At 40.9% G+C, this 24,148-nt stretch carries 19 protein-coding genes; 18 read left to right on the top strand and 1 reads right to left on the bottom strand.

Going from position 1 to position 24,148, the window contains the following annotated elements:
• Positions 1 to 81: 81 nt before the first annotated feature.
• The 6 genes from deoC to LI126_RS08630 all read left to right on the top strand — a co-directional run bounded on the left by deoC (position 82) and on the right by LI126_RS08630 (position 6,537).
• The gene (deoC, locus tag LI126_RS08655; protein WP_015529287.1) at positions 82 to 747 is read left to right on the top strand and encodes a deoxyribose-phosphate aldolase; all 666 of its coding nucleotides are present in this window, start codon (positions 82 to 84) and stop codon (positions 745 to 747) included.
• Positions 744 to 1,673, top strand: a complete 930-nt coding sequence (locus LI126_RS08650; RefSeq protein WP_331469897.1) for a metallophosphoesterase — start codon at positions 744 to 746, stop codon at positions 1,671 to 1,673. The genes deoC and LI126_RS08650 overlap by 4 nt, the downstream gene beginning before the upstream one ends.
• Positions 1,674 to 1,685: 12 nt before the next feature.
• The gene (locus LI126_RS08645) at positions 1,686 to 2,438 is read left to right on the top strand and encodes a segregation and condensation protein A (protein ID WP_055163155.1); all 753 of its coding nucleotides are present in this window, start codon (positions 1,686 to 1,688) and stop codon (positions 2,436 to 2,438) included.
• Positions 2,439 to 3,011 (top strand): SMC-Scp complex subunit ScpB, encoded by a 573-nt coding sequence (gene scpB, locus LI126_RS08640; RefSeq protein ID WP_227165213.1) that lies wholly within the window; start codon positions 2,439 to 2,441, stop codon positions 3,009 to 3,011.
• 80 nt (positions 3,012 to 3,091) lie between these two features.
• Positions 3,092 to 4,450 carry a D-alanyl-D-alanine carboxypeptidase family protein gene (locus LI126_RS08635; protein WP_227165212.1) on the top strand — a complete coding sequence of 453 codons (1,359 nt, stop codon included), beginning with the start codon at positions 3,092 to 3,094 and terminating at the stop codon, positions 4,448 to 4,450.
• A 98-nt stretch (positions 4,451 to 4,548) separates the two neighbouring features.
• Entirely contained in the window at positions 4,549 to 6,537 is a 1,989-nt protein-coding gene (locus LI126_RS08630; RefSeq protein WP_118173922.1) for a 2-isopropylmalate synthase, read from the top strand.
• Between the two features lie 104 nt (positions 6,538 to 6,641).
• On the opposite strand, the gene abc-f is transcribed toward LI126_RS08630, so the two are convergent.
• On the bottom strand, positions 6,642 to 8,582 hold the full coding sequence (abc-f, locus tag LI126_RS08625; protein ID WP_227165211.1) for a ribosomal protection-like ABC-F family protein: 1,941 nt from the start codon (positions 8,580 to 8,582) through the stop codon (positions 6,642 to 6,644).
• A 165-nt stretch (positions 8,583 to 8,747) separates the two neighbouring features.
• Here abc-f and LI126_RS08620 point away from each other — a divergent pair, with 165 nt between their 5' ends.
• From LI126_RS08620 to LI126_RS08565, 12 genes are all read left to right on the top strand, one after another.
• Positions 8,748 to 9,383 (top strand): redox-sensing transcriptional repressor Rex, encoded by a 636-nt coding sequence (locus LI126_RS08620; RefSeq protein ID WP_020437041.1) that lies wholly within the window; start codon positions 8,748 to 8,750, stop codon positions 9,381 to 9,383.
• A gap of 110 nt (positions 9,384 to 9,493) precedes the next feature.
• On the top strand, positions 9,494 to 11,011 hold the full coding sequence (locus LI126_RS08615; protein WP_227165210.1) for an NAD(P)H-hydrate dehydratase: 1,518 nt from the start codon (positions 9,494 to 9,496) through the stop codon (positions 11,009 to 11,011).
• Positions 11,012 to 11,014: 3 nt separating this feature from the next.
• Complete coding sequence (gene alr, locus LI126_RS08610) at positions 11,015 to 12,181, top strand: alanine racemase (RefSeq protein WP_117497045.1); 1,167 nt, start codon at positions 11,015 to 11,017, stop codon at positions 12,179 to 12,181.
• Between the two features lie 148 nt (positions 12,182 to 12,329).
• Positions 12,330 to 12,677, top strand: a complete 348-nt coding sequence (locus LI126_RS08605) for a type II toxin-antitoxin system PemK/MazF family toxin (protein WP_020437038.1) — start codon at positions 12,330 to 12,332, stop codon at positions 12,675 to 12,677.
• A 139-nt stretch (positions 12,678 to 12,816) separates the two neighbouring features.
• A complete protein-coding gene (locus tag LI126_RS08600; protein WP_020437037.1) occupies positions 12,817 to 13,548 on the top strand; it encodes a YebC/PmpR family DNA-binding transcriptional regulator in 732 nt (243 codons plus the stop codon).
• 26 nt (positions 13,549 to 13,574) lie between these two features.
• Positions 13,575 to 14,852: an O-acetylhomoserine aminocarboxypropyltransferase/cysteine synthase family protein gene (locus LI126_RS08595; protein WP_055172488.1), complete on the top strand. Its 1,278-nt coding sequence runs from the start codon at positions 13,575 to 13,577 to the stop codon at positions 14,850 to 14,852.
• Between the two features lie 215 nt (positions 14,853 to 15,067).
• Positions 15,068 to 15,757, top strand: a complete 690-nt coding sequence (locus LI126_RS08590; RefSeq protein ID WP_020437035.1) for a ClpP family protease — start codon at positions 15,068 to 15,070, stop codon at positions 15,755 to 15,757.
• A 142-nt stretch (positions 15,758 to 15,899) separates the two neighbouring features.
• Positions 15,900 to 18,644: an FtsK/SpoIIIE family DNA translocase gene (locus LI126_RS08585; protein ID WP_081021325.1), complete on the top strand. Its 2,745-nt coding sequence runs from the start codon at positions 15,900 to 15,902 to the stop codon at positions 18,642 to 18,644.
• 40 nt (positions 18,645 to 18,684) lie between these two features.
• The gene (locus tag LI126_RS08580) at positions 18,685 to 20,355 is read left to right on the top strand and encodes a formate--tetrahydrofolate ligase (protein ID WP_227165209.1); all 1,671 of its coding nucleotides are present in this window, start codon (positions 18,685 to 18,687) and stop codon (positions 20,353 to 20,355) included.
• 92 nt (positions 20,356 to 20,447) lie between these two features.
• Positions 20,448 to 21,287, top strand: a complete 840-nt coding sequence (gene folD, locus LI126_RS08575; protein WP_055163161.1) for a bifunctional methylenetetrahydrofolate dehydrogenase/methenyltetrahydrofolate cyclohydrolase FolD — start codon at positions 20,448 to 20,450, stop codon at positions 21,285 to 21,287.
• A 13-nt stretch (positions 21,288 to 21,300) separates the two neighbouring features.
• Positions 21,301 to 22,653 (top strand): chitobiase/beta-hexosaminidase C-terminal domain-containing protein, encoded by a 1,353-nt coding sequence (locus LI126_RS08570; protein ID WP_020437032.1) that lies wholly within the window; start codon positions 21,301 to 21,303, stop codon positions 22,651 to 22,653.
• Positions 22,654 to 22,803: 150 nt separating this feature from the next.
• A complete protein-coding gene (locus LI126_RS08565) occupies positions 22,804 to 23,985 on the top strand; it encodes an iron-containing alcohol dehydrogenase (RefSeq protein WP_227165208.1) in 1,182 nt (393 codons plus the stop codon).
• Positions 23,986 to 24,148 lie beyond the last annotated feature (163 nt).

Genomic DNA, 24,148 nt, shown 5'->3' with positions numbered 1-24,148 from the left:
AGCTCAGAATAATATTCAGTCTGTTTTATGAAATTTTACTACCCGCAATGGATATAAAAATACAGGAGGCAGATTAAATTAATGATTACAGAACGTATTGATCATACATTATTAAGAGCAGATGCAACAGAGGAAGATATCCGTGGATTATGTGAGGAAGCAGTTACGTACGGATTTCATTCTGTTTGTGTGAATTCAAGTTGTGTTGCGCTTTGTGCCTCTCTTCTGAAAAATACAGGAATTAAAGTATGTACCGTGATTGGTTTTCCGTTAGGAGCAATGTCAACAACTGCGAAGATTGCAGAAGCAACAGCAGCAGTGAAAGACGGCGCAGAAGAGCTGGATATGGTTATCCATATTGGAGCATTGAAGAGTGGAAACTGGGATTATGTAAGAAGAGATATCGGTGCGGTTGTCGCTGCTGCCGGGGATGACGTGATTGTAAAGGTGATTCTTGAGACATGTCTGCTTACAGACGAAGAGATTCAGGAGGCTTGTCTTGTAAGCCGTGATGCAGGTGCAGACTATGTAAAAACTTCTACCGGTTTCTCAACCGGCGGAGCAACTGTAGAAGCAGTTTCTCTTATGAAGCGTACGGTTGGCTCTGACATGAAGGTAAAGGCATCCGGTGGTATTCATACACTGGAAGATGCACGGAAGATGTTTTATGCAGGTGCAGACCGTATTGGATCAAGTTCCGGTGTGGCGATTGCAGAAGCTGAGATGTCTGAGATACATACGATATGAGCATCTTAGGTTTTTTCACTGTTCTTTTTCCGATTGTGTGCGCAGTTATATTAGCAGAAATGTATCGGGAGCAGCATTCTTTTTGTGTAACACATTACGAAGTACATTCACCAAAGATAACTTGCACAGCCGAAAAAGACCCAGTGAACAGAATTATTTTTTTAAGTGATATGCACAACCATGTTTATGGTAAGCAGAACAATAAATTGTTCGAAGCTATAAAAGCAGAACAGCCGGATCTGATTTTAATTGGCGGAGATATGCTGGTGGCAAAAAATGACGTGCGATACCAAGAGGCACTGGATTTTGTCAGTCGTCTGCCGCAGCTCTGCCCGGTTTATTATGCGAGTGGAAATCATGAACAGAGAATCAAAGAGAATCAGGAAAACTATTCTTTGTGTTACGAAGAGTATCGTAAAAAGTTACAGGCAGAAGGGGTTCGTTTTCTGGAAAATGAAAGTTGCGATATTCTGTTGGGAAATCAACAGATTCATATCAGTGGATTGGAACTCCCACTGATTGTGAATAAAAAATTCCGCAAGGCGGATGTCACCGCTGAAGATGTACGCAGATGCCTGGGAGAAAAGCATACTACAGGAAATCAGGAAAAACAGCAGGAGACAACAGAGAATTTCGCAGACAACAGTTATCACATTCTGCTTGCCCACAATCCATCCTATATGGAAGCTTATAAGGAATGGGGTTCCGATCTGATTTTGTCTGGACATTTACATGGAGGATGTGTACGCTTACCGGGAATTGGCGGCGTAATCACTCCGCAGGCATTTCTTTTTCCAAAATATTCAGGAGAGATGACCGTGGAGGGAGAACAGACGATCATCGTCAGCAAAGGGCTTGGAACGCATACATTTAATGTGAGACTGTTCAATCCGGCAGAAGTGATTGCAATCACCCTTTGCAGATAAAAGGAGATTATTATGGGAATACCGGTAAAACTGGAAGTATTTGAAGGGCCGTTGGATCTGCTCCTTCATCTGATTGAGAAGAATAAAGTTGATATTTACGATATCCCCATTGTGGAGATTACGAATCAGTACATGGAATATATCCGTCAGATGCAACGGGAAGATCTGAATGTGATGAGTGAATTTCTTGTTATGGCAGCGACGTTGTTGGATATTAAATGCAAGATGCTTCTTCCAAAAGAAGTCAAAGAAGACGGAGAGGAAGAAGATCCTAGGCAGGAACTGGTTGAACAGCTGCTGCAATATAAAATGTATAAATACATGTCTTATGAGCTCAGAGACCGCCAGGTAGATGCGGATCTGATTTTATATAAGAATCCGACAATTCCGGAAGAAGTTCTGGAATATGTGGAGCCAGTTGATCTTGACCTTTTACTTGGGGATCTGACAATGGTACAGTTAAAGAAAGTTTTTCAGGAAGTTATGCGTCGGCAGACAGATAAAGTGGATCCGGTAAGAAGTAAATTTGGCAAGATTGAGAAAGAGGAAGTTTCACTCACAGATAAGTTCCTTTATGTGCGTGATTATTTACAGGAACACCGCCGGTTCAGTTTCCGTCAGCTTCTTCAGAAGCAGAAGAGTAAAATGCATGTTGTTGTTACATTTCTTGCGATTCTTGAAATGATGAAGCTGGGTGAAATTTATGTTGAACAAGAATCTACTTGTGGTGAGATCATGATTGAGAGAAAAGGAGACGTAGTGTAAATGGCAGGAGTAAAAACACTTCAGGCTGCAATTGAAGCTATTTTATTTACAATGGGAGAGTCTGTTGAACTAAGTAAAATTGCGAAAGCAATCGAACAGGATGAGCAGACAACCGAAGAATTACTTCAGGATCTGATGAAGAAATACGAATCAAAGAACAGAGGAATCCGCATCATTGAACTGGACAAGTCTTATCAGATGTGTACAAAGAAGGAAATGTATGACTATCTGATCCGTGTAGCAAAGCAGCCAAAGAAATATACTCTGACGGACGTTCTTCTTGAGACACTGTCAATCATTGCATACAAACAGCCGATCACTAAGATAGAGGTAGAGAAGATCCGTGGAGTAAAGTCTGATCACGCAGTAAATAAACTTGTGGAATATGGTCTGGTAGAAGAAGTCGGAAGACTTGATGCACCTGGAAAACCAATTCTTTTCGGCACGACGGAAGAATTCTTAAGAAGATTCAGTGTACCGTCGATTGATGATCTTCCGTCATTGAATCCGGAGCAGCTGGAACATTTCAAAGAAGAAGCAGAGGATGAGGCAAAGATCCGTATGGACATTTGATTTTTGAATTCTACAACTTGCATTGGAATCATAAAATTAAAAGAAGAATGGAGCTTCCAATATAAACAGGAAATCAATTGATGATAGAATTTAAAAAGTGGTATTTCAGAATCTATTTATTCTTTGTTCGCATACTGATTGTCAGCATGATCATTGGAATTTCTTTTCCGGTTCATGTTTTTGGAACTACATTTGATCATGCAGGACAAAACTGGAAGATAAATGTCAGTTCTAACGAACGTCAGGTAGTTCCAGATGAGCTAAAACAATTATACGCCCTGTCTACCGTCTTAATGGATGCAGACAGTGGGCGTATTTTATTTTCCAAAAATGGACAGGAAGAACGGGCAATGGCAAGTACAACAAAGATTATGACTTGTATTCTTGCATTAGAGAGCGGCATAATTGATTCAGAAAATCAGATTGTTACAGTAAGCGATCAGGCTGCTACGCAGCCAAAGGTACATCTTGGAATGGTTGCAGGAGAACGGTTCTATTTAAAAGATCTTCTTTATTCCTTAATGCTGGAGTCACATAATGACTCTGGGGTTGCAATTGCAGAAGCTGTTGCCGGAAGTGTAGAGAAATTCGCAGATCTGATGAACCAAAAAGCGCGGACGATCGGCTGTTATTCTACTTATTTTATCACACCGAATGGATTGGATGCAGCAGATTCAAATGGAATCCATCACACTACAGCAGAAGATCTTGCAAGGATCATGCGTTATTGTATTATGAATTCTAAGAAACAGGAAGAATTTCTTACGATCACGCGTACCGAAACCTATCAGTTTCAAGATGTTGAAGGAAAACGGTCGTTCAGCTGTTATAATCATAATGCATTCTTAAATATGATGGACGGCGCTCTTTCCGGAAAAACAGGATTTACTTCAGATGCCGGATATTGTTATGTCGGTGCGTTGCGTAGAGATGAGCGGACATTTATTGTTGCACTTCTTGCCTGTGGATGGCCAAATAATAAGAGTTATAAATGGTCCGATATGAGAACTCTTATGACTTATGCTTTAGATCATTATCAATATAAGACATTTGAAATTGAATTACCTGTCCGGCAGATATTTATAAATAATGGGATAAAGGCACGTTCAGATACGATAGATTATCCCGGTAAAAACGGAACCAAAATTCCTCTTACTGCAAATCTGAGACCGCTCTCTTTCCTATTGAAAGAAGATGAAACGATTTCTGTTGACTATGAGATTCCTGATCAATTGGATGCTCCTGTAAAGAAAGGAATGCAAGTCGGCAGGATTCGCTGCACGTTAAATGACAAATTGATCCGTGAATATCCCGTCTATACAACACAGAATGCAGAAAAGAGAACCTTCAAAAAATGTGTGGAATATATTTTCCACCTGTTTTCTATACAAAATTCGTACCAAAAAGCAGAAAATATTAAGAAAGATCAAGTGAGGTGATTAAAATAGTCACTACAATCTAAGACTTTCCTGTGCTAATATAAACGAGTGTTAAAAAACAACAACTAAATTGATTAAATATAAGAGAGGTACACATTATGGAAAACTGGAGGAAATACGAAAAGACTTACTTTATGCCACCTGAGCCATGTTATGACTGGGTAAAGAAAGATTCAATTGACAAAGCACCAATCTGGTGCAGTGTTGACTTGAGAGATGGTAACCAGGCACTGATCGAGCCGATGAGTCTGGATGAAAAGTTGGAATTCTTCCAGTTGCTTGTGGATGTAGGATTCAAGATGATCGAAGTTGGATTCCCGGCTGCGTCTGAGACGGAATATCAGTTTTTAAGAACATTGATCGAGCAGAACATGATTCCGGATGACGTTACGATCCAGGTTCTGACACAGGCAAGAGAGCATATTATCAGAAAAACATTTGACGCTGTCAAAGGTGCTCCACATGCTATTATCCATGTATATAATTCAACATCTGTTGCACAAAGAGAACAGGTATTTAAGAAAGATAAAGAGCAGGTAAAACAGATTGCAATTGACGGTGCAAAGCTTTTGAAAGAGTTAGCAGAAGAAACAGATGGAAACTTTACATTCCAGTACAGTCCGGAAAGTTTTCAGGGAACAGAAGTTGACTATGCATTAGAAGTCTGCAACGCAGTCCTTGAGATCTGGCAGCCAACAGCTGATAACAAAGCGATCATCAACCTGCCTACAACAGTGGAAAATGCTATGCCTCATGTATTCGCAAGTCAGGTAGAGTATTTTAACAAGCATCTGCGCGACAGAGAGAATGTAATTCTTTCTCTGCATCCGCACAATGACAGAGGATCAGGAGTTTCAGATGCTGAGCTTGGAATCCTTGCCGGTGCTGATAAAATCGAAGGAACATTGTTCGGAAACGGAGAAAGAACAGGTAACGTAGATATTATTACACTTGCAATGAATATGTTTTCTCAGGGTGTGAATCCGGAACTTGATTTCTCTAATATGAGTGACATTTGTGAAATCTATGAACGCGTGACAAGAATGAAAGTTTCTCCGCGCCAGCCATATGCAGGAGATCTTGTATTTACAGCATTCTCCGGTTCACATCAGGATGCGATCGCGAAAGGTATGACCTGGAGAGAGGAGCATGACTGTCAGACATGGACTGTTCCATATCTCCCGATCGATCCACAGGATGTTGGCAGAAGATACGATTCCGATGTAATTCGTATTAACAGCCAGTCAGGAAAGGGTGGCGTAAACTATATCCTGAAGCAGAGCTTTGGAATCAGCTTACCGGAAAAGATGAGAGAAGAAGTCGGATATCTTGTAAAAGATGTTTCCGACAAGGCTCACGAAGAACTTACACCAGACAATGTATATCATATCTTTGAAGACCATTACATCAATGCGAAACCAATTTTCAGTGTTGATGAATGCCACTTTAAACAAGAAGATGGAATTGTCGCAGAAGCAACGATTCACCACAATGGAAGCAACCGCAAGATCACAGGTGTTGGAAACGGACGTCTGGATGCTGTCAGCAATGCGATCAAGCATTATTTTGATATCGAATTTGAACTTGCATTTTACGAGGAGCATTCTTTGACAAAAGGATCTTCTTCCAGAGCTGTTGCTTATGTCGGTGTTATTTCCAACAAGAAGCGTTACTGGGGTGTCGGAGTTGATGCCGATATTATCAAAGCATCTATTGAAGCACTCGTTGTTGCAGTGAATAAATTGGATAGCGTACAGAGATCCCAGACATGCAAGGATGAAAGATTATTAGATATTACAAATTATATTTACGCAAATTATAAAGAAGTTACATTGGACGATCTTGCTGAGAAGTTCTTCCTTTCAAAACCATATTTGTCAAAATATATTAAAGAAAAATCAGGAATGACATTCGGAGATATTCTGAAAGAAATCCGTATGAAAAAGGCAAGAGCAATGCTTAAGAGCAGCAGTGCAACTGTAGAAAGTATTGCAGAATCTGTGGGATATCAGAATGTAGAGCATTTTAACAGAACATTTAAAAAACTGTATAATATCACACCGGTACAGTATAGAAACAAACCTTGATCCCAATTCGAGTTTGACTAAATTTGAAAATGTAATCTTAAAACAAATCGCCTGACAGTTACCATAAATAGTAGCTGTCAGGCGATTACTGTTATGCAGATTCATTATTCTGCTAATTCTTCCCACAATTCATACAATTCTTCTAATCTTGCTTCATTTGCAGCGCGTTCTGTTGAAAGTTTCTGGCACTCAATAGAGTTCGAATAAACTTCCTCTTTCGTCAGTTCCTCGTCAATCTCTGTGTTGCGATCTTCAAGTTTTGCAATTTCTTCCTCTGTTTTCTTCAACTCATTTTTCCGTTTACGTTCACGTGCCTGCTGTTCCTTCTGTTCCTGCCAGCTTAATTTTGAATCCGAAGCAGGAGTGGATGCAGCAGAATTGCCTGAATTGGATACATTTTCTGCATTTGTTTCATTTCCAGAAGCATAAGCAAGTGTCAGTGCTTCTTTTTTCTCCAGATAATAATCGTAGTTTCCGATGTAATTAACAAATGTCTGATTCACCAGTTCAAGGATCCGGGAGGCGGTCTGATTGATAAAATAACGGTCATGGGATACATAAAGTATCGTTCCGCTGTAGTTATTTAATGCTTCTTCCAGAATTTCTTTGGAAGTAATATCCAGATGGTTGGTTGGCTCATCAAGGATTAGAAAATTTGCTTCCGAAAGCATAAGTTTGGCAAGTGATACGCGGCCTTTTTCTCCACCGCTTAACGTATGAATTTCTTTGAACACTTCATCTCCGGTAAACTGGAATGCAGCGAGTGTATTTCTGATCTGTGTATTGGTAAGATCAGGATAGTCATCAGAAATCTCATCAAAAATGGTCTTATCATCATGAAGTACGTGATGTTCCTGGTCGTAATAACCAATCGTCACTTTGGATCCAAGTGTGAATTCGCCCTGATCCGCTGCGATAACCTGATTAATGATCTTTAAAAGTGTTGTCTTTCCGGTTCCGTTATCACCAATCACAGCGACATGTTCGCCACGTTTGATTTCAAAACTGATATCACTGAAGAGAACCTGACTGTCAAATTGCTTTGAGAGATGTTCCACTGTAAGAACATCATTTCCGCTGATCTGCGATGGTTCCAGCGTAAAATGCATTTCTTTCGTACTGTCAACCGGTTTGTCCAATGGCGTAATCCTGTCAAGCATTTTCTCACGACTCTCTGCACGTTTGATTGATTTTTCACGATTGAAAGACTTTAATTTATCAATAACAGCCTGCTGATGTTTGATCTCACGCTGCTGATTCATGTATTCTTTCAGCTGTGCATCTCGGATCTGCTGTTTTTTCATTGCATAATCTTTATAATTTCCAAGGTACATGCGAACCTGTGCATTGTCAATCTCAACAACTTTTGTGACAACACGATTCAGGAAATAACGGTCATGGGAGACGATAAATACCGCTCCGGAATAATTGATCAGATATGTTTCCAGCCAGGCAATGGAATTCAGATCCAGGTGGTTTGTCGGCTCATCAAGCAGGAGGATATCCGGACTTGTAAGCAGTAATTTTCCGAGAGAAACACGGGTCTTCTGACCTCCTGAAAGTGTATCTGTCTGTTTATTAAAATCGTCTTCCGTAAACCCAAGTCCCTTTAATACACCTGTAATCTCACTTTCACAGGCATAACCGTTTCTTGCATCAAATTCAGACTGTAGACGATTGTAGGTCTCCAGGCGGCTCTGCAATTCCTCACCCTCCAGATGCTTCAGTTCATGTTCAATGGAACGAATCTGAGCTTCCATTGCAAAAATATCCGCCTTTGCACTTTTTACTTCCTCATAAATGGTATTTCCGGATTTTAAATCCTGACGCTGCGCAAGATAACCGAGTGTCTTTCCTTTCGCGAGAATAACATCTCCACCATCAAGAGGTTCTTCTCCGATGATCATCTTAAGGATTGTTGATTTCCCGGCGCCGTTCACACCGACAAGAGCAGCTTTCTCACGATCTTCAATATGAAAGGAGCCGTCTCGTACAATTTCGCGTTCCCCAAACGCTTTTTCTATATTGTGACATGCGAGTATCATATATTTTCACCTCGTTTTTTGACTTCTAACATTATCATTATATAGAAAAATGTCGAAAATACAAGGAAAATATATGGATTTTAAAGGTTTTTGCAAAACAAAAGTTTGACAGAACTTTAACTCTTTTATATAATAAAGAGTAGTTTAAGAGTGGAGGGCTAAAAATTGGAACAAAGAAAGATATCACGCGCAGTCATTTCCAGACTTCCGAGGTACTACAGATATCTGGGAGATCTGCTGGAGGCTGGCGTAGAGAGAATTTCATCCAGTGACTTGAGTAAGAAGATGCATGTAACGGCTTCACAGATACGTCAGGATCTGAATAATTTCGGTGGATTCGGCCAGCAGGGGTACGGATACAATGTGAAATATCTTTATACAGAGATTGGAAAGATCTTAGGATTGGATAGATGTCATAATTTTATTATCATTGGTGCCGGTAATTTAGGACAGGCACTGGCAAACTATGCTTCCTTCGAAAGAAGCGGATTTATTCTGAAAAGTCTTTTCGATGTGAATCCTCGACTGGAAGGCGTAACGATCAGGGGGATTCCTGTGCGTATGGTTGATGAACTGGAAGATTTTCTTAAGAATAATGACATTGAAATTGCTGCACTGACACTTCCAAAATCAAAAGCAATTGAAGTGGCTGATATTCTGGTAGATAACGGTGTGAAGGGAATTTGGAATTTTGCACATACAGACCTTTCCCTTCCAAAGGATGTGGTCGTTGAGAACGTACATTTATCTGACACACTGATGAAGTTATCTTACAACCTTTGTCAGCAGGATAAAGAATAGAATCTAGCAAAGCTGCAAGGATGCTGTGGGACCAACTGACAAAAGGAGGTTTCGCAGCATCTGTTCATGTTAAAAGGAATTAATAATGTTAGAAAGGTCAGGCGATAAGCATGAGATATCTTCCAAATGGGAAGCAGATGAGTGAAGCTGATGCACACACAATTCATGAAATTGGGATTCCATCCCTTGTACTTATGGAACGTGCAGCACTTCAGATTGTCGAGACAATGCATAAGAAAAATATTTCCACAGAAAAAAGTCTGATTGTTTGTGGAAGCGGCAACAATGGTGGCGACGGATTTGCAGTAGCAAGGCTCTTAACCGAACAGGGAAAGCATGCAGATGTACTATTTGCAGGGAAAGAAGCTTCTTTAAGTGAAGAATGTCGATGTCAGAAACAGATTGTAGAAAATATGGGGATTTCTGTATTCACAGAATTCCCGGATGAAGAATATACTGTAATAATTGATGCTGTATTTGGTGTTGGACTCTGCCGTGAAATCACAGAACATTATAAAGATGTGATTGACTGGATGAATCTTCAGGATGCAGAAAAAGTTGCTGTTGATATTCCATCCGGAATCTGTGCTGCAACAGGAAAGATTCTTGGGACAGCATTTCGAGCCGACCTTACAGTATGTATGGCATGTGTAAAATTAGGCTGTGAGCTTTTCCCTGGCAAGTCGTATGCAGGAGAGAGCATTCCGGTTGCGATTGGAATTGATCCGAAATATTTTTCGAATCGCCTGGATGTTTGTTATACCTTTGACAAAAATGATCTTGAAAAACTTCTTCCTTCGAGAATGATGAATTCGCACAAGGGAAGTTATGGAAAAGTTCTTATGATCACCGGAAGTCCCGGGATGGCTGGTGCTGCATTTCTTTCTGCCTGTGCTGCCTATACAGTTGGTGCCGGTCTAGTACAGATTTATACAGCAAGTGAAAACCGTCTGGCACTGCAGGAACTTCTTCCGGAGGCAATCATATCCTGCTATGATTCTTATGATGACAGTCAACTGTCTCATCTTCTTGACTGGGCTGATGTGGTTTGTATTGGCTGTGGACTTGGAATGGGACAGATTTCCGAAAAGATATTGAAAAATGTATTGAAAAATGTATCTTGTCCATGTGTCATAGATGCCGATGGACTTAATTTACTGAGCAGGAATATAGAGTTATTAAATCAATGTTGTGCACCTGTGATTTTAACTCCACATATGAAAGAAATGTCAAGGCTGACCGGATGGAGTATTGATACGATCATGGAAGATCGCTTCCAGGCACTTGATCAGATCATAAAACAATCCGGACCGGATACAAAATCATCCATAATCTGTGTGTTAAAAGACAGTCGTACTGTTGTCGCACAGACAAATCGGCAGAGATTTGTAAATCTCGCTGGTAATAACTCTATGGCAAAAGGTGGTTCCGGAGACGTTCTCGCCGGAACGATTGCAGGACTTCTTGCACAGCATATGGCACCATTTGAAGCCACTACTGTGGGAGTTTTCCTACATGCCTGTGGTGGAGATGAAGCGAAAAAGAGCAAAGGAAGTTACAGCGTATTAGCCAGAGACCTAATTCAGGGCATGGCCGATGCAATGAAGAATGCAAAGGAGTGCAGATAAATTATGAAACAGTATAACAGAGTATGTGCCCGGATCAATCTGGACGCAATTGCATATAATATGGAACAGATGAAAAATCGCATTGGTCAGGAGGGACGTTTAATAGCTGTTATCAAGACGGATGCATACGGACACGGAGCAGTTCCTCTTGCGGAAATGTTTGAGGAAACGCCTTATATCTGGGGTTACGCTGTAGCATGCATGGGAGAAGCAAGAACTTTAAGAGCACATGGAATCAAGAAACCAATCTTGATTCTTGGCTGTGTTTTTCCTGATGAGTATGAAGAAATGGTTGAAAAAGAAATCCGTGCAGCAGTTTATACAGAAGAGATGGCCAAGGGAATGGCTGATGCTGCCGTAAGGTCAGGAAAGACCGCATTTCTTCACATAAAAATCGATACAGGAATGGGACGAATTGGATTCAAAGTAAGCAAAGAGAGTGTTGAGACAATTTCCAGAATCAGCAAACTTCCTAATATTAAAATGGAAGGAATGTTCACACACTTTGCAAAGGCAGATGAATTTGACAAGTCTTATACATTTACCCAACATGAAAAATTCCTCTGGATGAAAGAACAGTTAGAAAAAAATGGAGTCCAGATCTCCTATTATGATTGTGATAACAGTGCCGGAATTATTGATTTTCCAGATATGAAGCATGATCTTGCCAGAGCCGGAATCTCTATTTATGGAATGTATCCGTCAGATGAAGTGAAAAAAGATGCTGTTGACCTGAAACCGGCACTGGAATTAATCAGCCATATCAGCTTTGTAAAGGATGTGGAAAAAGGAACTTCCATCAGTTACGGTGGAACTTTCGTCGCGCCAAAGAAGATGCGGATCGCTACGATTCCTGTCGGATACGGTGACGGATATCCGCGTTCCCTTTCAAATAAAGGCTATGTTCTTATCCATGGAAAACGTGCAGATATTGTAGGAAGAGTCTGCATGGATCAGTTTATGGTAGATGTAACAGAGATTCCGGAAGCAAAATTCATGGATCCGGTTACTTTGGTCGGAAAAGACAAGGATGCAATTATCCGTGTAGAAGATCTTTCTGATCTGAGTGGAAGATTCAATTACGAATTTGTCTGTGATCTGAGCAAGCGTGTTCCGAGAGAGTATTATAAAAACGGTACGATCGTAAAACAGATTGATTATTTCGAATAACCGGAATAATTGAAAGAATCTGGTTGATATGCATACATCCGATAAAACCGGAGATACTTTAGTATGTTCTTAGAAGAAAAACAAAAGGTTCTGAGAAGAATCAGAGAACAAATACGAAAAGTAACTGGAATATCGGAGTGTGAATGAATTGATAATTAAGCGGGGCGACATTTATTACGCAGATCTTAGTCCTGTCGTTGGTTCCGAACAAGGTGGAATCCGGCCGGTACTTATAATACAGAATAACATAGGCAACAGACATAGTCCAACCATCATCTGTGCCGCAATTACGTCGAAGATGAATAAGGCAAAATTGCCGACACATATTGAAATCTGTACAAATGATTATAATATTATGAAAAATTCAGTCATTCTGCTGGAACAGATCCGTACAATTGACAAGAAAAGACTGAGAGAATATGTCTGTCATATCGATCAGGAACGAATGAAAAAAATTGACCAAGCAATAAGAATCAGTCTGGATCTTACTACATAAATCCAACCAAATTCTTTACAGAACAAAAAAAGCGTGGTAAAATCATAAGGATAGTGCTTTACAGAACTTAGTGTGTATCTGTGAATGCAAATGAATTTATATAAAATACATTGATACAATAGAAAAGGAGAATCAGAATATGTCAGGACATTCTAAATTTGCGAATATCAAGCATAAGAAAGAAAAGAATGATGCAGCGAAAGGAAAGATTTTTACAAAGATCGGACGTGAACTTGCAATTGCTGTTAAGGAAGGTGGAAGTGCTGATCCGACAAACAACAGCAGACTTCGTGATGTTATTGCAAAAGCAAAAGCAAACAACATGCCGAATGATACAATCGAGAGAAATATCAAAAAAGCTGCCGGAGAAGGAACTGCTGATAACTATGAGCGTATTACATATGAAGGATATGGACCGAACGGAACCGCTATTATCGTTAAGACTCTTACAGATAACAAGAACCGTACAGCTTCCAATGTAAGAAATGCATTTACAAAGGGATGCGGAAACGTAGGAACACCTGGATGTGTATCTTTCATGTTCGATGAAAAAGGACAGATCATTATTGATAAAGAAGAGTGCGATATGGACTCTGATGATCTTATGATGACTGTACTTGATGCAGGTGCTGAAGACTTTAACGAAGAAGAAGACAGCTACGAAGTATTAACAGCACCGGAAGACTTCAGTGATGTTCGTCTGAAGATGGAAGAAGCCGGAATCCCTATGGTTTCTGCTGAAGTTACAATGATTCCACAGACATATGTTGATCTTACAAAAGAAGAAGATATTAAAAACATCCAGAAAACACTTGATCTTCTTGATGAAGATGATGATGTTCAGGACGTATACCATAACTGGAACGAATAATCAGTTATAAGAAATGGGGGACAATGATGAGTAATTACAAGATGGAAACTAAATGTGTACAGTCCGGTTACAATCCGGGAAACGGTGAACCACGTGTGCTCCCGATCATACAAAGCACAACATTCCGTTACACCAGCAGTGATCAGATGGGAAGACTTTTTGATCTTGAAGAGTCCGGATATTTTTATACAAGACTTCAGAATCCGACGAATGATGCAGTAGCAGCAAAGATCTGTGATATGGAGGGTGGAGTAGCAGCAATGCTGACTTCTTCCGGACAGGCAGCAAACTTTTATGCGATTATGAATATTGCTGAAGAAGGTGATCATATCGTATGCGCATCTGCCTTGTATGGCGGTACATACAATCTGTTTGCTCACACAATCCGTAAAATGGGTGTGAAAGCAACTTTCGTAGACCCAGACTGCACAGAGGAAGAACTGAATGCGGCATTTCAGGAGAATACGAAAGCTGTTTTTGGAGAGACGATTGCCAATCCGGCATTGACTGTTTTTGATTTTGAGAAATTTGCAAAAGCTGCACATGCACATCATGTTCCGTTAATCGTAGATAATACATTTGCAACACCGATTAACTGTCGTCCTTTTGAATGGGGTGCAGATATTGTTACTCATTCAACTACAAAATACATGGATGGACATGCAGCCTGTGTTGGCGGTGCAATCGTTGATAGCGGTAACTTTGACTGGGCTGCTTACGGAGACAAGTTTGCCGGACTTACAACACCGGATGAGACTTATCACGGAATTGTATACACAGAAAAGTTTGGTAAAGCTGCTTATATAACAAAAGCAACATCACAGCTGATGAGAGATCTTGGATCGATCCAGTCTCCACAGAATGCATTTCTTCTGAACCTTGGACTCGAGAGTCTTCATTTGAGAATGCCAAGACATTGTGAGAACGCTGTAAAGATGGCTCAGTATCTCCAGGGACATGAGAAAGTAGCATGGGTTAACTGTCCGTCACTTCCGGGAAGTAAAGATTATGACCTCGTTCAGAAATATATGCCGGATGGAACATGCGGTGTTATTACTTTTGGATTAAAGGGCGGAAGAGAAGCAGCAGTTAAGATGATGGACAAACTGAAACTGGTTGCGATTGTAACTCATGTAGCAGACGCAAGAAGCTGCGTACTTCATCCTGCAAGTCATACACACAGACAGATGAATGAGCAGGAACTGTTGGAAGCAGGTGTACAGCCAGATCTGATTCGTTTCAGTCTTGGAATTGAGAATATTGAAGATCTGATTGCCGATGTAGAACAGGCACTGGAAGATTAATATAAATAACATATGATTCAGGAGGTATGGATTCCCATGATTTTGTATCCATATCTCCTGTTTTTTGTATCCGAATTGCAGGTTTTAAACAGTAATTAGCTCTTTTGCTTAAATTGTGGAGATTGATATGCGGAATTGGATACAATACATATTTCCCCGTATTCTGTGCATTCTAGTAATAGTATTTATTTACTTTCAACAGGAGGCATATTTATATGAGCGAGGAAAAAAAGCAAAAATCAGATGAAATCAAAGAATTTGGTGCGTTAATGTTAAATGAAAATAAAAAGAATTACAAAATTCGTCTTCTGACAATTATAGGTGAAATTGAAGGACATGAAACAGTATCAAATAATACCAAAGCAACAAAGTACGAACATTTACTTCCACAACTGGCTGAAGCTGAAGAAAGCGATGAAGTAGAGGGGGTTCTTATTTTATTAAATACACTGGGTGGAGATGTGGAAGCTGGACTTGCAATTGCGGAAATGATAGCTTCTTTGGGAAAACCAACCGTTTCTCTTGTCCTTGGTGGAAGTCATTCTATTGGCGGTCCTCTTGCTGTTTCTGCAGATTATTCCTTTATTGTACCGACAGGAACCATGGTTGTTCATCCGGTTCGTTCAAACGGTACTTTTATCGGTGTGACACAGAGTCTGAGAAATATGGAACGTACACAGGACAGAATTGCCAGATTTATTGCTGCACACTCTAAAATCACAGAAAAACGTCTTGTTGATCTGATGTTGAACCCTACGCAGCTTGTAAAAGATGTAGGAACACTGTTAGAAGGAGAAGAAGCTGTAAGAGAAGGGATCATCGACGAAGTCGGAGGCATTCACCAGGCATTTAAAAAACTCTATGAATTGATTGATGAAAAACGGGAAAAACCTTCGGAAATGTAAATATAGAACAAAAAAATGGCATCTGATCAAAGAAATTTTGTAATGACATGAATTTTAATTGATGTTATACTTGAAATAGTATGTATTCAATCTATCGTTTGATTGAATCAGTACAATGGTATAATAATTAAGGGGGAATCAGATGGCTGCAAAATCTACAAACACGAAAAAAAGTTCTACGAACAACACAGCGAAAGCAGCAAAAAATGCAACAACTAAGAAAACATCGACAGCAAAAAAAGCTTCTGCCTCCACAAAGAAAAGTTCTGGCAGTAAGACAAAAAGAACTTCAAATCATATAAATACAGCACAAAGTCAGGAAATCCGTTCAGAGATTCTTCTATTGGGTTCCCTTGCCATCTGCATCCTTCTTATCCTGAGTAATTTTGGTATGGGTGGCATAGCGGGAGGAGCAATTTCTTCTGTAGGATTTGGACTTGTAGGAGCAATGGCATATTTATTTCCATTTGTTTTTTTCGGAGCAGTTGCTTTTTATATTTCCAATAAAGGAAATCCTCATGCTTACATAAAAGTAGGTGCCGCAATTGTTCTGGTCATTCTCCTTTGTGGAATTTTAGAATTGATGTTTCATCCATATACTGCCGGGACATCTGTTTTATCTTACTACAAAGATTCCAGTGCTGATAAAAATGCGGGTGGATTACTTGGCGGAATTCTGATCAGTATTTTATGTCCACTGATTGGAGAAGCAGGTACTTATGTTATTTTGATCATTTTCTCAATCATTTGTATCATTCTGGTAACAGAACGTTCTTTATTAGCTCCACTTGGAAGACATGGAAAGAAAGCTTACCAGGAAGTGAAACGGAAACATCAGGAAACTGCTGAGATCCGTACACTGGAGCGGGATGCCCGCAAAGAGGCACTTGCGTTGAAGCAAAGAGAAAAAGTCGAAACTTCACAGGCAGATGCATCTTCTCCAAGTGAGAAAAAGAAACGCACAAAGCGGACAGACCTTAAAGCATCAGGTATTACGTTCGCCACAACGCTTCTTTCAGAGGAAGAATCACCTGTTGGTGGCTTTGGGCGGACTCCAAAATCACCTGAAATGACAGAACTTGTCCCGGAGAAAGAGCCGGATTCAAAAGATCTGACGGATTCCTTTGAAGATCATTTTGTCATTAACAGAGCAGAACCGGCAATGGATGTACAGGAAGAGATTCCGTTTGACGATGCACTGCACCTTGAACCGGTACAGACATCCGCTTCCCGACAAGAAAACGAGATGAGTTCTGAACATGATCCGGCTGCGGACCCTATGATTGAAAATAGCCCGGAGATAAAACAGGAGCATTCCAGAAAAAGCAGCAAAAAAGACGCGCAGGCGGTTGCCGCAGAGACAGCCAGTGTAGAACAGACCATACGGGAACAGGAGCAAAAACCACGGCCGGTTTATCATACACCTCCGCTGAATCTGTTAAAGAAGGGGAAGAAAGGCGGCGGTGATTCGGATGAACACCTTCGTGCCACGGCTTTAAAACTGGAACAGACACTACAGAATTTTGGAGTTGGAGTACATGTAACAAACGCAAGCTGTGGTCCATCTGTTACAAGATATGAACTTCAACCGGAACAGGGCGTAAAAGTAAGCCGGATTGTTGGACTTGCAGATGATATCAAGCTAAATCTTGCAGTTGCAGATCTGAGAATTGAAGCTCCAATCCCTGGTAAAGCCGCGGTCGGTATCGAAGTTCCGAACAGTGAAAATACAGCGGTTATGCTGGGAGATCTGCTGGAGTCAAAAGAGTTCAAAAACAGTAAATCGCCAATTTCATTTGCAGTTGGTAAAGATATTGCCGGAAAGGTTGTTGTGACTGACATTGCCAAGATGCCGCATCTTCTTGTTGCAGGTGCAACGGGATCCGGTAAATCTGTCTGCATCAACACTCTGATCATGAGTGTTATTTATAAGGCAGATCCTGATGATGTTAAACTGATCCTTGTCGATCCAAAAGTTGTGGAACTAAGTGTATATAACGGAATTCCACATCTGATGATTCCGGTTGTCACAGATATGAAGAAGGCGGCAGGTGCTTTGAACTGGGCAGTTGCTGAGATGGAAAAGCGTTACAAACTTTTTGCACAGTACAATGTACGTGATTTAAAGGGCTTTAATGAAAAGGTCAAACATGGGGAAACCGGACCGGAGATTCAGAAAAAGCTTCCTCAGATTGTAATTATCATTGACGAGCTTGCTGATCTTATGATGGTTGCTCCGGGAGAAGTAGAAGGTGCTATCTGTCGTCTGGCACAGTTGGCCAGAGCAGCGGGACTTCATTTGATTCTTGCAACACAGAGACCATCTGTAAATGTTATTACCGGATTGATCAAAGCAAACATGCCTTCCCGAATTGCTTTTTCTGTATCATCAGGTGTCGATTCAAGGACAATTATCGACATGAATGGTGCCGAAAAGCTCCTGGGAAAGGGAGACATGCTCTTTTATCCATCCGGATATCCAAAACCTGTCAGGGTGCAGGGATCTTTCGTCTCGGACGAAGAAGTTCAAAAAGTTGTTGATTATTTGATTGACAAGAACGGAAATACCTCGTACAGTAATGAACTAGAAGAACAGATTTCGAGCAGCGCAGATCTTCCGGGGCAGGGGATGCTTCCGGGACAACAGGACAGCGAGAACAGCAGGGATGTCTATTTTGCAGATGCAGGGAATCTGATCATCGACAAGGAAAAAGCATCGATTGGTATGCTTCAGAGGATGTTCAAGATTGGTTTCAACCGTGCTGCCAGAATTATGGATCAGCTATGTGAAGCCGGTGTTGTAGGTCCGGAGGAAGGAACAAAACCAAGAAAAGTGCTTATGACAAAAGAAGAATTTGCAGAATATATGCAGAATCAGACTTCGTAAAATCTAAAAACACCAAAAGTGATACAAAGGAGAGGGAAAGATGAAAACAGATATTCAGATTGCACAGGAAGCAGAAATGAAACACATCAAAGAGGTAGCGGTACAGGCCGGTATTTCAGAAGATGAACTTGAATTTTATGGAAAATATAAGGCAAAACTTTCCGATGAACTCTGGAACAGAATCAAAGATAACGAGGATGGAAAGCTTGTACTTGTAACAGCAATCAATCCTACTCCGGCCGGAGAGGGTAAGACTACAATATCTGTAGGTCTCGGACAGGCATTTGCAAAACTTGGAAAAAAAGCAATGATCGCACTTCGCGAGCCATCTCTCGGGCCATGTTTCGGAATCAAAGGTGGAGCAGCCGGTGGCGGATATGCCCAGGTCGTTCCTATGGAAGATCTGAACCTGCATTTTACAGGAGATTTTCATGCGATCACTTCAGCAAACAACCTTCTTGCAGCAATGCTCGATAATCATATCCAGCAGGGAAATACACTTGGTATTGATCCAAGACAGGTTGTATGGAAACGTTGTGTCGATATGAATGATCGTGTTCTCAGAAATATTGTTGTCGGACTTGGACGCAAAACAGACGGTATGGTCCGTGAAGATCATTTTGTCATTACAGTGGCATCTGAGATCATGGCAATCCTCTGTCTGGCAGATGATCTTGCTGATCTTAAGCGCAGACTTGGAAGAATCATTGTTGCTTACAATTTCAAAGGAGAACCTGTTACAGCAGATGATCTTCAGGCAACAGGCGCTATGGCTGCACTTCTGAAAGATGCGATCAAGCCAAACCTGATCCAGACACTTGAGCATACACCGGCATTAGTACATGGTGGTCCATTTGCAAACATTGCACATGGCTGCAATAGTGTACGTGCAACAAAGATGGCTCTGAAGTTAAGTGACATCACTGTCACAGAAGCCGGATTTGGTGCAGATCTTGGCGCTGAGAAATTCTTTGATATCAAATGCCGTATGGCAGGTCTGAAACCAGACGCAGTAGTTTTAGTTGCAACAGTACGTGCATTAAAGTATAACGGTGGCGTTGCGAAGGCTGACCTTGCAGAAGAGAACCTGGATGCCCTTGCAAAAGGTATTGTAAATCTTGAGAAACATATTGAAAATATTCAGAAATACGGTGTACCGGTAATCGTTACACTGAATTCATTTGTAACAGATACGGATGCTGAAAATGCATTTATTGAAAAATTCTGTCGTGAACGCGGATGCGAGTTTGCCCTCTCAGAAGTGTGGGAGAAAGGCGGAGAAGGCGGTGTAGATCTTGCGCAGAAGGTTCTTGAGACACTTGAGACAAAAGAAAGTGATTTCCATACGCTTTATAATGATGAGCTTTCTCTGAAAGACAAGATCCGTACAATCGCACAGGAGATTTACGGCGCACATGATGTTGTATATGAACCTGCAGCTGAGAAACAGCTCGCCAAGATTGAATCTATGGGATTTGGTTCTTTCCCGATCTGTATGGCAAAGAATCAGTATTCTCTTTCAGATGACGCTACAAAGCTTGGAAGACCTGAAAACTTTGATATTCATATCCGCGAGGTATATGTAAGTGCAGGAGCCGGTTTTGTTGTCGCACTGACGGGCGCTGTTATGACAATGCCTGGGCTTCCAAAAGTTCCTGCTGCAAACGGAATCGACGTTACAGATGACGGAAAGATCACTGGACTTTTCTAAAGTTTTTTATGATTGACTGCCGGTCATAGTATTTTTTGACCGGCAATGCCAATTGTTTTCATGGAGTTAGATAATTAATTAAGGAGATACACATGGCACAGTTGATAGATGGTAAATTAATCTCTCAGCAGATTAAAGATGAGTTGAAAGAAGAAGTAGCACAGTTTAAGGCAGAAGGCATTGATATTTGCCTTGCTGTTATTCAAGTGGGAAGTGATCCGGCTTCTTCTGTATATGTCAGAAACAAGAAAAAGGCATGCGCCTATATCGGGGTAGAATCCAGATCATATGAACTTCCGGAAGAGACTTCGGAAGAAGAACTGATCAAGTTAGTAGAAGAGTTAAATGCAGATGAAAGCGTAAACGGAATTCTTGTACAGCTTCCGGTACCGGATCATATTGATGAAGATAAAATCATCCGTACGATTTCACCGGATAAGGATGTAGATGGATTCCATCCTGTAAGTGTTGGAAGACTCTGGATCGGAGAAAAAGGATTTTTATCCTGTACTCCGGCCGGAATCATTCAGCTTTTGAAAAGATCCAATATTTCGATTGAAGGAAAAGAATGTGTGATCATTGGACGAAGCAATATCGTCGGTAAACCAATGGCAGCCCTTTTGCTTCGTGAAAATGGAACTGTAACCGTTGCACATTCCCGAACAAAAGATCTTAAAGAAGTAGCAAAACGAGCAGATATCCTGATTGTTGCAATTGGAAAAGAGCGTTTTATCACATCTGAATATATCAAAGAGGGAGCTGTTGTCATCGATGTAGGAATGCATCGTGATGAAGCGAACCATCTTTGCGGAGATGTTGATTTTGCGGATGTTGAACCTCATTCTTCTGCAATCACGCCGGTACCGGGTGGTGTTGGTCCAATGACAATTGCGATGCTGATGAATAATTGTGTTGAAACAGTTCGTAAGTAGGAGGAACTTGTAAATGAGGTGTACACATTGCGGAGCAAATATACCAGACGATCAGTTGATTTGTCCCGTATGCGGTGCTGAAGTACAGATTGTACCAGATTATAACCCTCTGGAAGACGTACTCGCACGCGAAGTGAAAGGCTCAGTAGCCGGGGCTACACGTCAGATCCAGGCAGATGTAGTCCGAAGACAGAATGTGAGCCAAAACCAACAGAACAGAAATCGGCAAAATCAACGATCGAATCCTAATTCCACACGCGTCTTAAGCCAGGCGGAACTGGATAAAGTAAGAGAAGAGCGAAGAGAGCAGCTACGGCGCCAGAGAGCGCAAAGACAACGTCAGAAAACAGATGCAAAGCGTTATCAGGATGCACGTCAGTCAACAGAGAATCTGCGCCGGACATCTACTGAAAGCAGACGCCTGCAGCAGATCAAAAAACAAGAAGCTGCCAGAAAAAAACGCCAGAAATTACTTACGGTTTTTTTCCTACTCATTCTTCTGGTTGGTGTCGGAATTTATATCGGATATCAGAATTCCTATACAGGCATGATCAAAAAAGGGAATGCCGCACTGCAGAATAGTAACTATACTTCTGCAGAGAATTATTTTAACAGAGCAATTATAAAGGATAAATCAAAGGCAGAGGCTTATACCGGACTTGCTAATATCTATGTTGCCCAGGATGATCTGGACAGTGCAGAGAGCGTCTATCTCAACGCACTGGAGACACAACCGTCGAATGTAAATCTCTATAAAGCTGCAGTAAAATTCTATGAGAAAACAGAACAGCCGAATAAGATTTCTGATCTCCTGCAGGATTGTGAAGATAAGAATGTATTATCTGCTATGAATGATTATGTTTCATCTGCTCCTGAATTCAGTTTGAAAGAAGGAACCTATGATGAAGTACAGCAGGTAACATTAACATCTGCTACAGGCGGAACGATTTATTATACAACAGATGGTTCTGATCCGACGGAGTCAAGTACAGAATACAAAGAAGCTGTTTTGCTTCAGTCCGAAGGTGACACAGAGATCCGTGCAATTGCTGTTAATAAAAAGGGAATACCAAGTGCTGTTTCCAGTGCGAAATATTCCATTGAATTTCCACTTGTAGACGCTCCGGCAGTTTCTCCATCAACCGGACAATATAGTACAGCCACTCAGATCACGATTACGGTACCGGATGGATATACGGCATACTACACGATGGACGGTTCAACTCCAACCGCATCCTCTGAGAAATATACTGACCCGATTGATATGCCAGAAAATTCACAAACAACTTTTTCAGCAATTCTCGTGAACGATAAAAATGGAAAAGCAACGGAAGTAACAACACGAAACTATATTACTACATATTAAGTAAACTGTGTAAAGTAACTAGAAAGTAACCTTGATTTTGGAAAATGTTATGTAAATTTTCCAAAATAGGGTTGCTTTTTTTCGTATACAGAGTTATAATAATATCTGTTAAAAAAATAACAATACTACATAAAAAAGGAGAGATTTGTTATGAGTAGATTTTGCTTACCAAGAGACATTTATCATGGAAAAGGATGTCTGGAAGAACTGAAGAACCTGAAAGGAAAGAAAGCCATTCTTGTAGTTGGTGGCGGTTCTATGAAACGTCAGGGATTCCTGGATAAAGCAGTTAATTATCTGAAAGAAGGCGGAATGGAAGTTCAGCTGTTTGAAGGTGTTGAGCCAGATCCGTCAGTTGAGACTGTTATGAAAGGTGCAGAAGCAATGCGTGCTTTCGAGCCGGATTGGATCGTTGCTATGGGTGGTGGATCACCAATCGATGCAGCGAAAGCTATGTGGGCATTCTATGAGTACCCGGAGATCTCCTTTGAAGACCTGATCACACCATTCAGCTTCCCGGAACTGAGACAGAAAGCTAAATTTGCAGCAATTCCTACAACTTCAGGAACAGCTACAGAGGTTACAGCATTCTCAGTTATCACAAACTATCAGACTGGTGTGAAATATCCACTGGCTGACTTCAACATCACACCGGATGTTGCAATCGTTGATCCTGACCTTGTTGCAGGACTCCCGATTAAACAGGTTGCATATACAGGTATGGATGCTCTTACACATGCAATTGAAGCATATGTATCCACACTGAACGGACCTTTCACAGATCCACTTGCACTGCAGGCAATTGAGATGGTTCTTGATTATCTGCCAGGATCTTACAAATGTGATATGGTTGCAAGAGAGCAGATGCATTATGCACAGTGCCTTGCAGGAATGGCATTCTCTAATGCATTACTTGGTATCGTTCATTCAATGGCTCACAAAACAGGTGCTGCATTCTCTACAGGACATATTCCGCACGGATGTGCTAACGCAATTTACCTTCCATACGTTATCAAATACAACGCCAAAGACGCTGTAGCTGCAAAACGTTATGCTGAAATCGCACGCAGAATGGGACTTGCCGGAACATCTGAGCAGGCTCTGATCAACAGCCTTGTTGAGAAGATTGATGAGTTCAATGTAAGACTGAACATTCCTAAGACTCTGAAAGACTTCGGAATCAATGAAGAAGAATTCAAAGAAAAAGTTGACAAGATTGCAGAACTGGCTGTAGGAGATGCCTGTACAGGATCCAACCCACGTGCAATCGATCCGGCTGCTATGGCTAAACTTCTTACATGTACATACTACGGAACAGAAGTTGATTTCTAAAATCAAAAATTAATAAAGGTTTCGGTGTTCTTATAAAATAAGATAACGCTGTAAACTTGTCTTAAACAATACGGGTAGATGCATGAAATTGTGTATCTGCCCGTATGTTTTACTTGAATTCATAGCTGAAGTGTCGTATTATTAACAAAGAGCGAGTTGTTAT

Origin of the sequence: Mediterraneibacter sp. 210702-DFI.5.30, assembly GCF_020560115.1 — a bacterium.
Lineage (GTDB): Bacteria > Bacillota > Clostridia > Lachnospirales > Lachnospiraceae > Mediterraneibacter > Mediterraneibacter faecis.
Note: the sequence above shows the minus strand (reverse complement) of the source record. Positions and strands in the feature narration are given on the sequence as shown.

What these genes read in the sequence shown, in the direction of transcription:
- LI126_RS08650 (WP_331469897.1), top strand. Translation starts at nt 744, where the DNA reads ATGAGCATCTTAGGTTTTTTCACTGTTCTTTTTCCGATTGTGTGCGCA.
- LI126_RS08565 (WP_227165208.1), top strand. Translation starts at nt 22,804, where the DNA reads ATGAGTAGATTTTGCTTACCAAGAGACATTTATCATGGAAAAGGATGT.
- LI126_RS08585 (WP_081021325.1), top strand. Translation starts at nt 15,900, where the DNA reads ATGGCTGCAAAATCTACAAACACGAAAAAAAGTTCTACGAACAACACA.
- deoC (WP_015529287.1), top strand. Translation starts at nt 82, where the DNA reads ATGATTACAGAACGTATTGATCATACATTATTAAGAGCAGATGCAACA.
- LI126_RS08635 (WP_227165212.1), top strand. Translation starts at nt 3,092, where the DNA reads ATGATAGAATTTAAAAAGTGGTATTTCAGAATCTATTTATTCTTTGTT.
- abc-f (WP_227165211.1), bottom strand. Translation starts at nt 8,582, where the DNA reads ATGATACTCGCATGTCACAATATAGAAAAAGCGTTTGGGGAACGCGAA.
- LI126_RS08590 (WP_020437035.1), top strand. Translation starts at nt 15,068, where the DNA reads ATGAGCGAGGAAAAAAAGCAAAAATCAGATGAAATCAAAGAATTTGGT.
- scpB (WP_227165213.1), top strand. Translation starts at nt 2,439, where the DNA reads ATGGCAGGAGTAAAAACACTTCAGGCTGCAATTGAAGCTATTTTATTT.
- LI126_RS08600 (WP_020437037.1), top strand. Translation starts at nt 12,817, where the DNA reads ATGTCAGGACATTCTAAATTTGCGAATATCAAGCATAAGAAAGAAAAG.
- LI126_RS08580 (WP_227165209.1), top strand. Translation starts at nt 18,685, where the DNA reads ATGAAAACAGATATTCAGATTGCACAGGAAGCAGAAATGAAACACATC.
- LI126_RS08645 (WP_055163155.1), top strand. Translation starts at nt 1,686, where the DNA reads ATGGGAATACCGGTAAAACTGGAAGTATTTGAAGGGCCGTTGGATCTG.
- LI126_RS08570 (WP_020437032.1), top strand. Translation starts at nt 21,301, where the DNA reads ATGAGGTGTACACATTGCGGAGCAAATATACCAGACGATCAGTTGATT.
- folD (WP_055163161.1), top strand. Translation starts at nt 20,448, where the DNA reads ATGGCACAGTTGATAGATGGTAAATTAATCTCTCAGCAGATTAAAGAT.
- LI126_RS08595 (WP_055172488.1), top strand. Translation starts at nt 13,575, where the DNA reads ATGAGTAATTACAAGATGGAAACTAAATGTGTACAGTCCGGTTACAAT.
- alr (WP_117497045.1), top strand. Translation starts at nt 11,015, where the DNA reads ATGAAACAGTATAACAGAGTATGTGCCCGGATCAATCTGGACGCAATT.
- LI126_RS08615 (WP_227165210.1), top strand. Translation starts at nt 9,494, where the DNA reads ATGAGATATCTTCCAAATGGGAAGCAGATGAGTGAAGCTGATGCACAC.
- LI126_RS08630 (WP_118173922.1), top strand. Translation starts at nt 4,549, where the DNA reads ATGGAAAACTGGAGGAAATACGAAAAGACTTACTTTATGCCACCTGAG.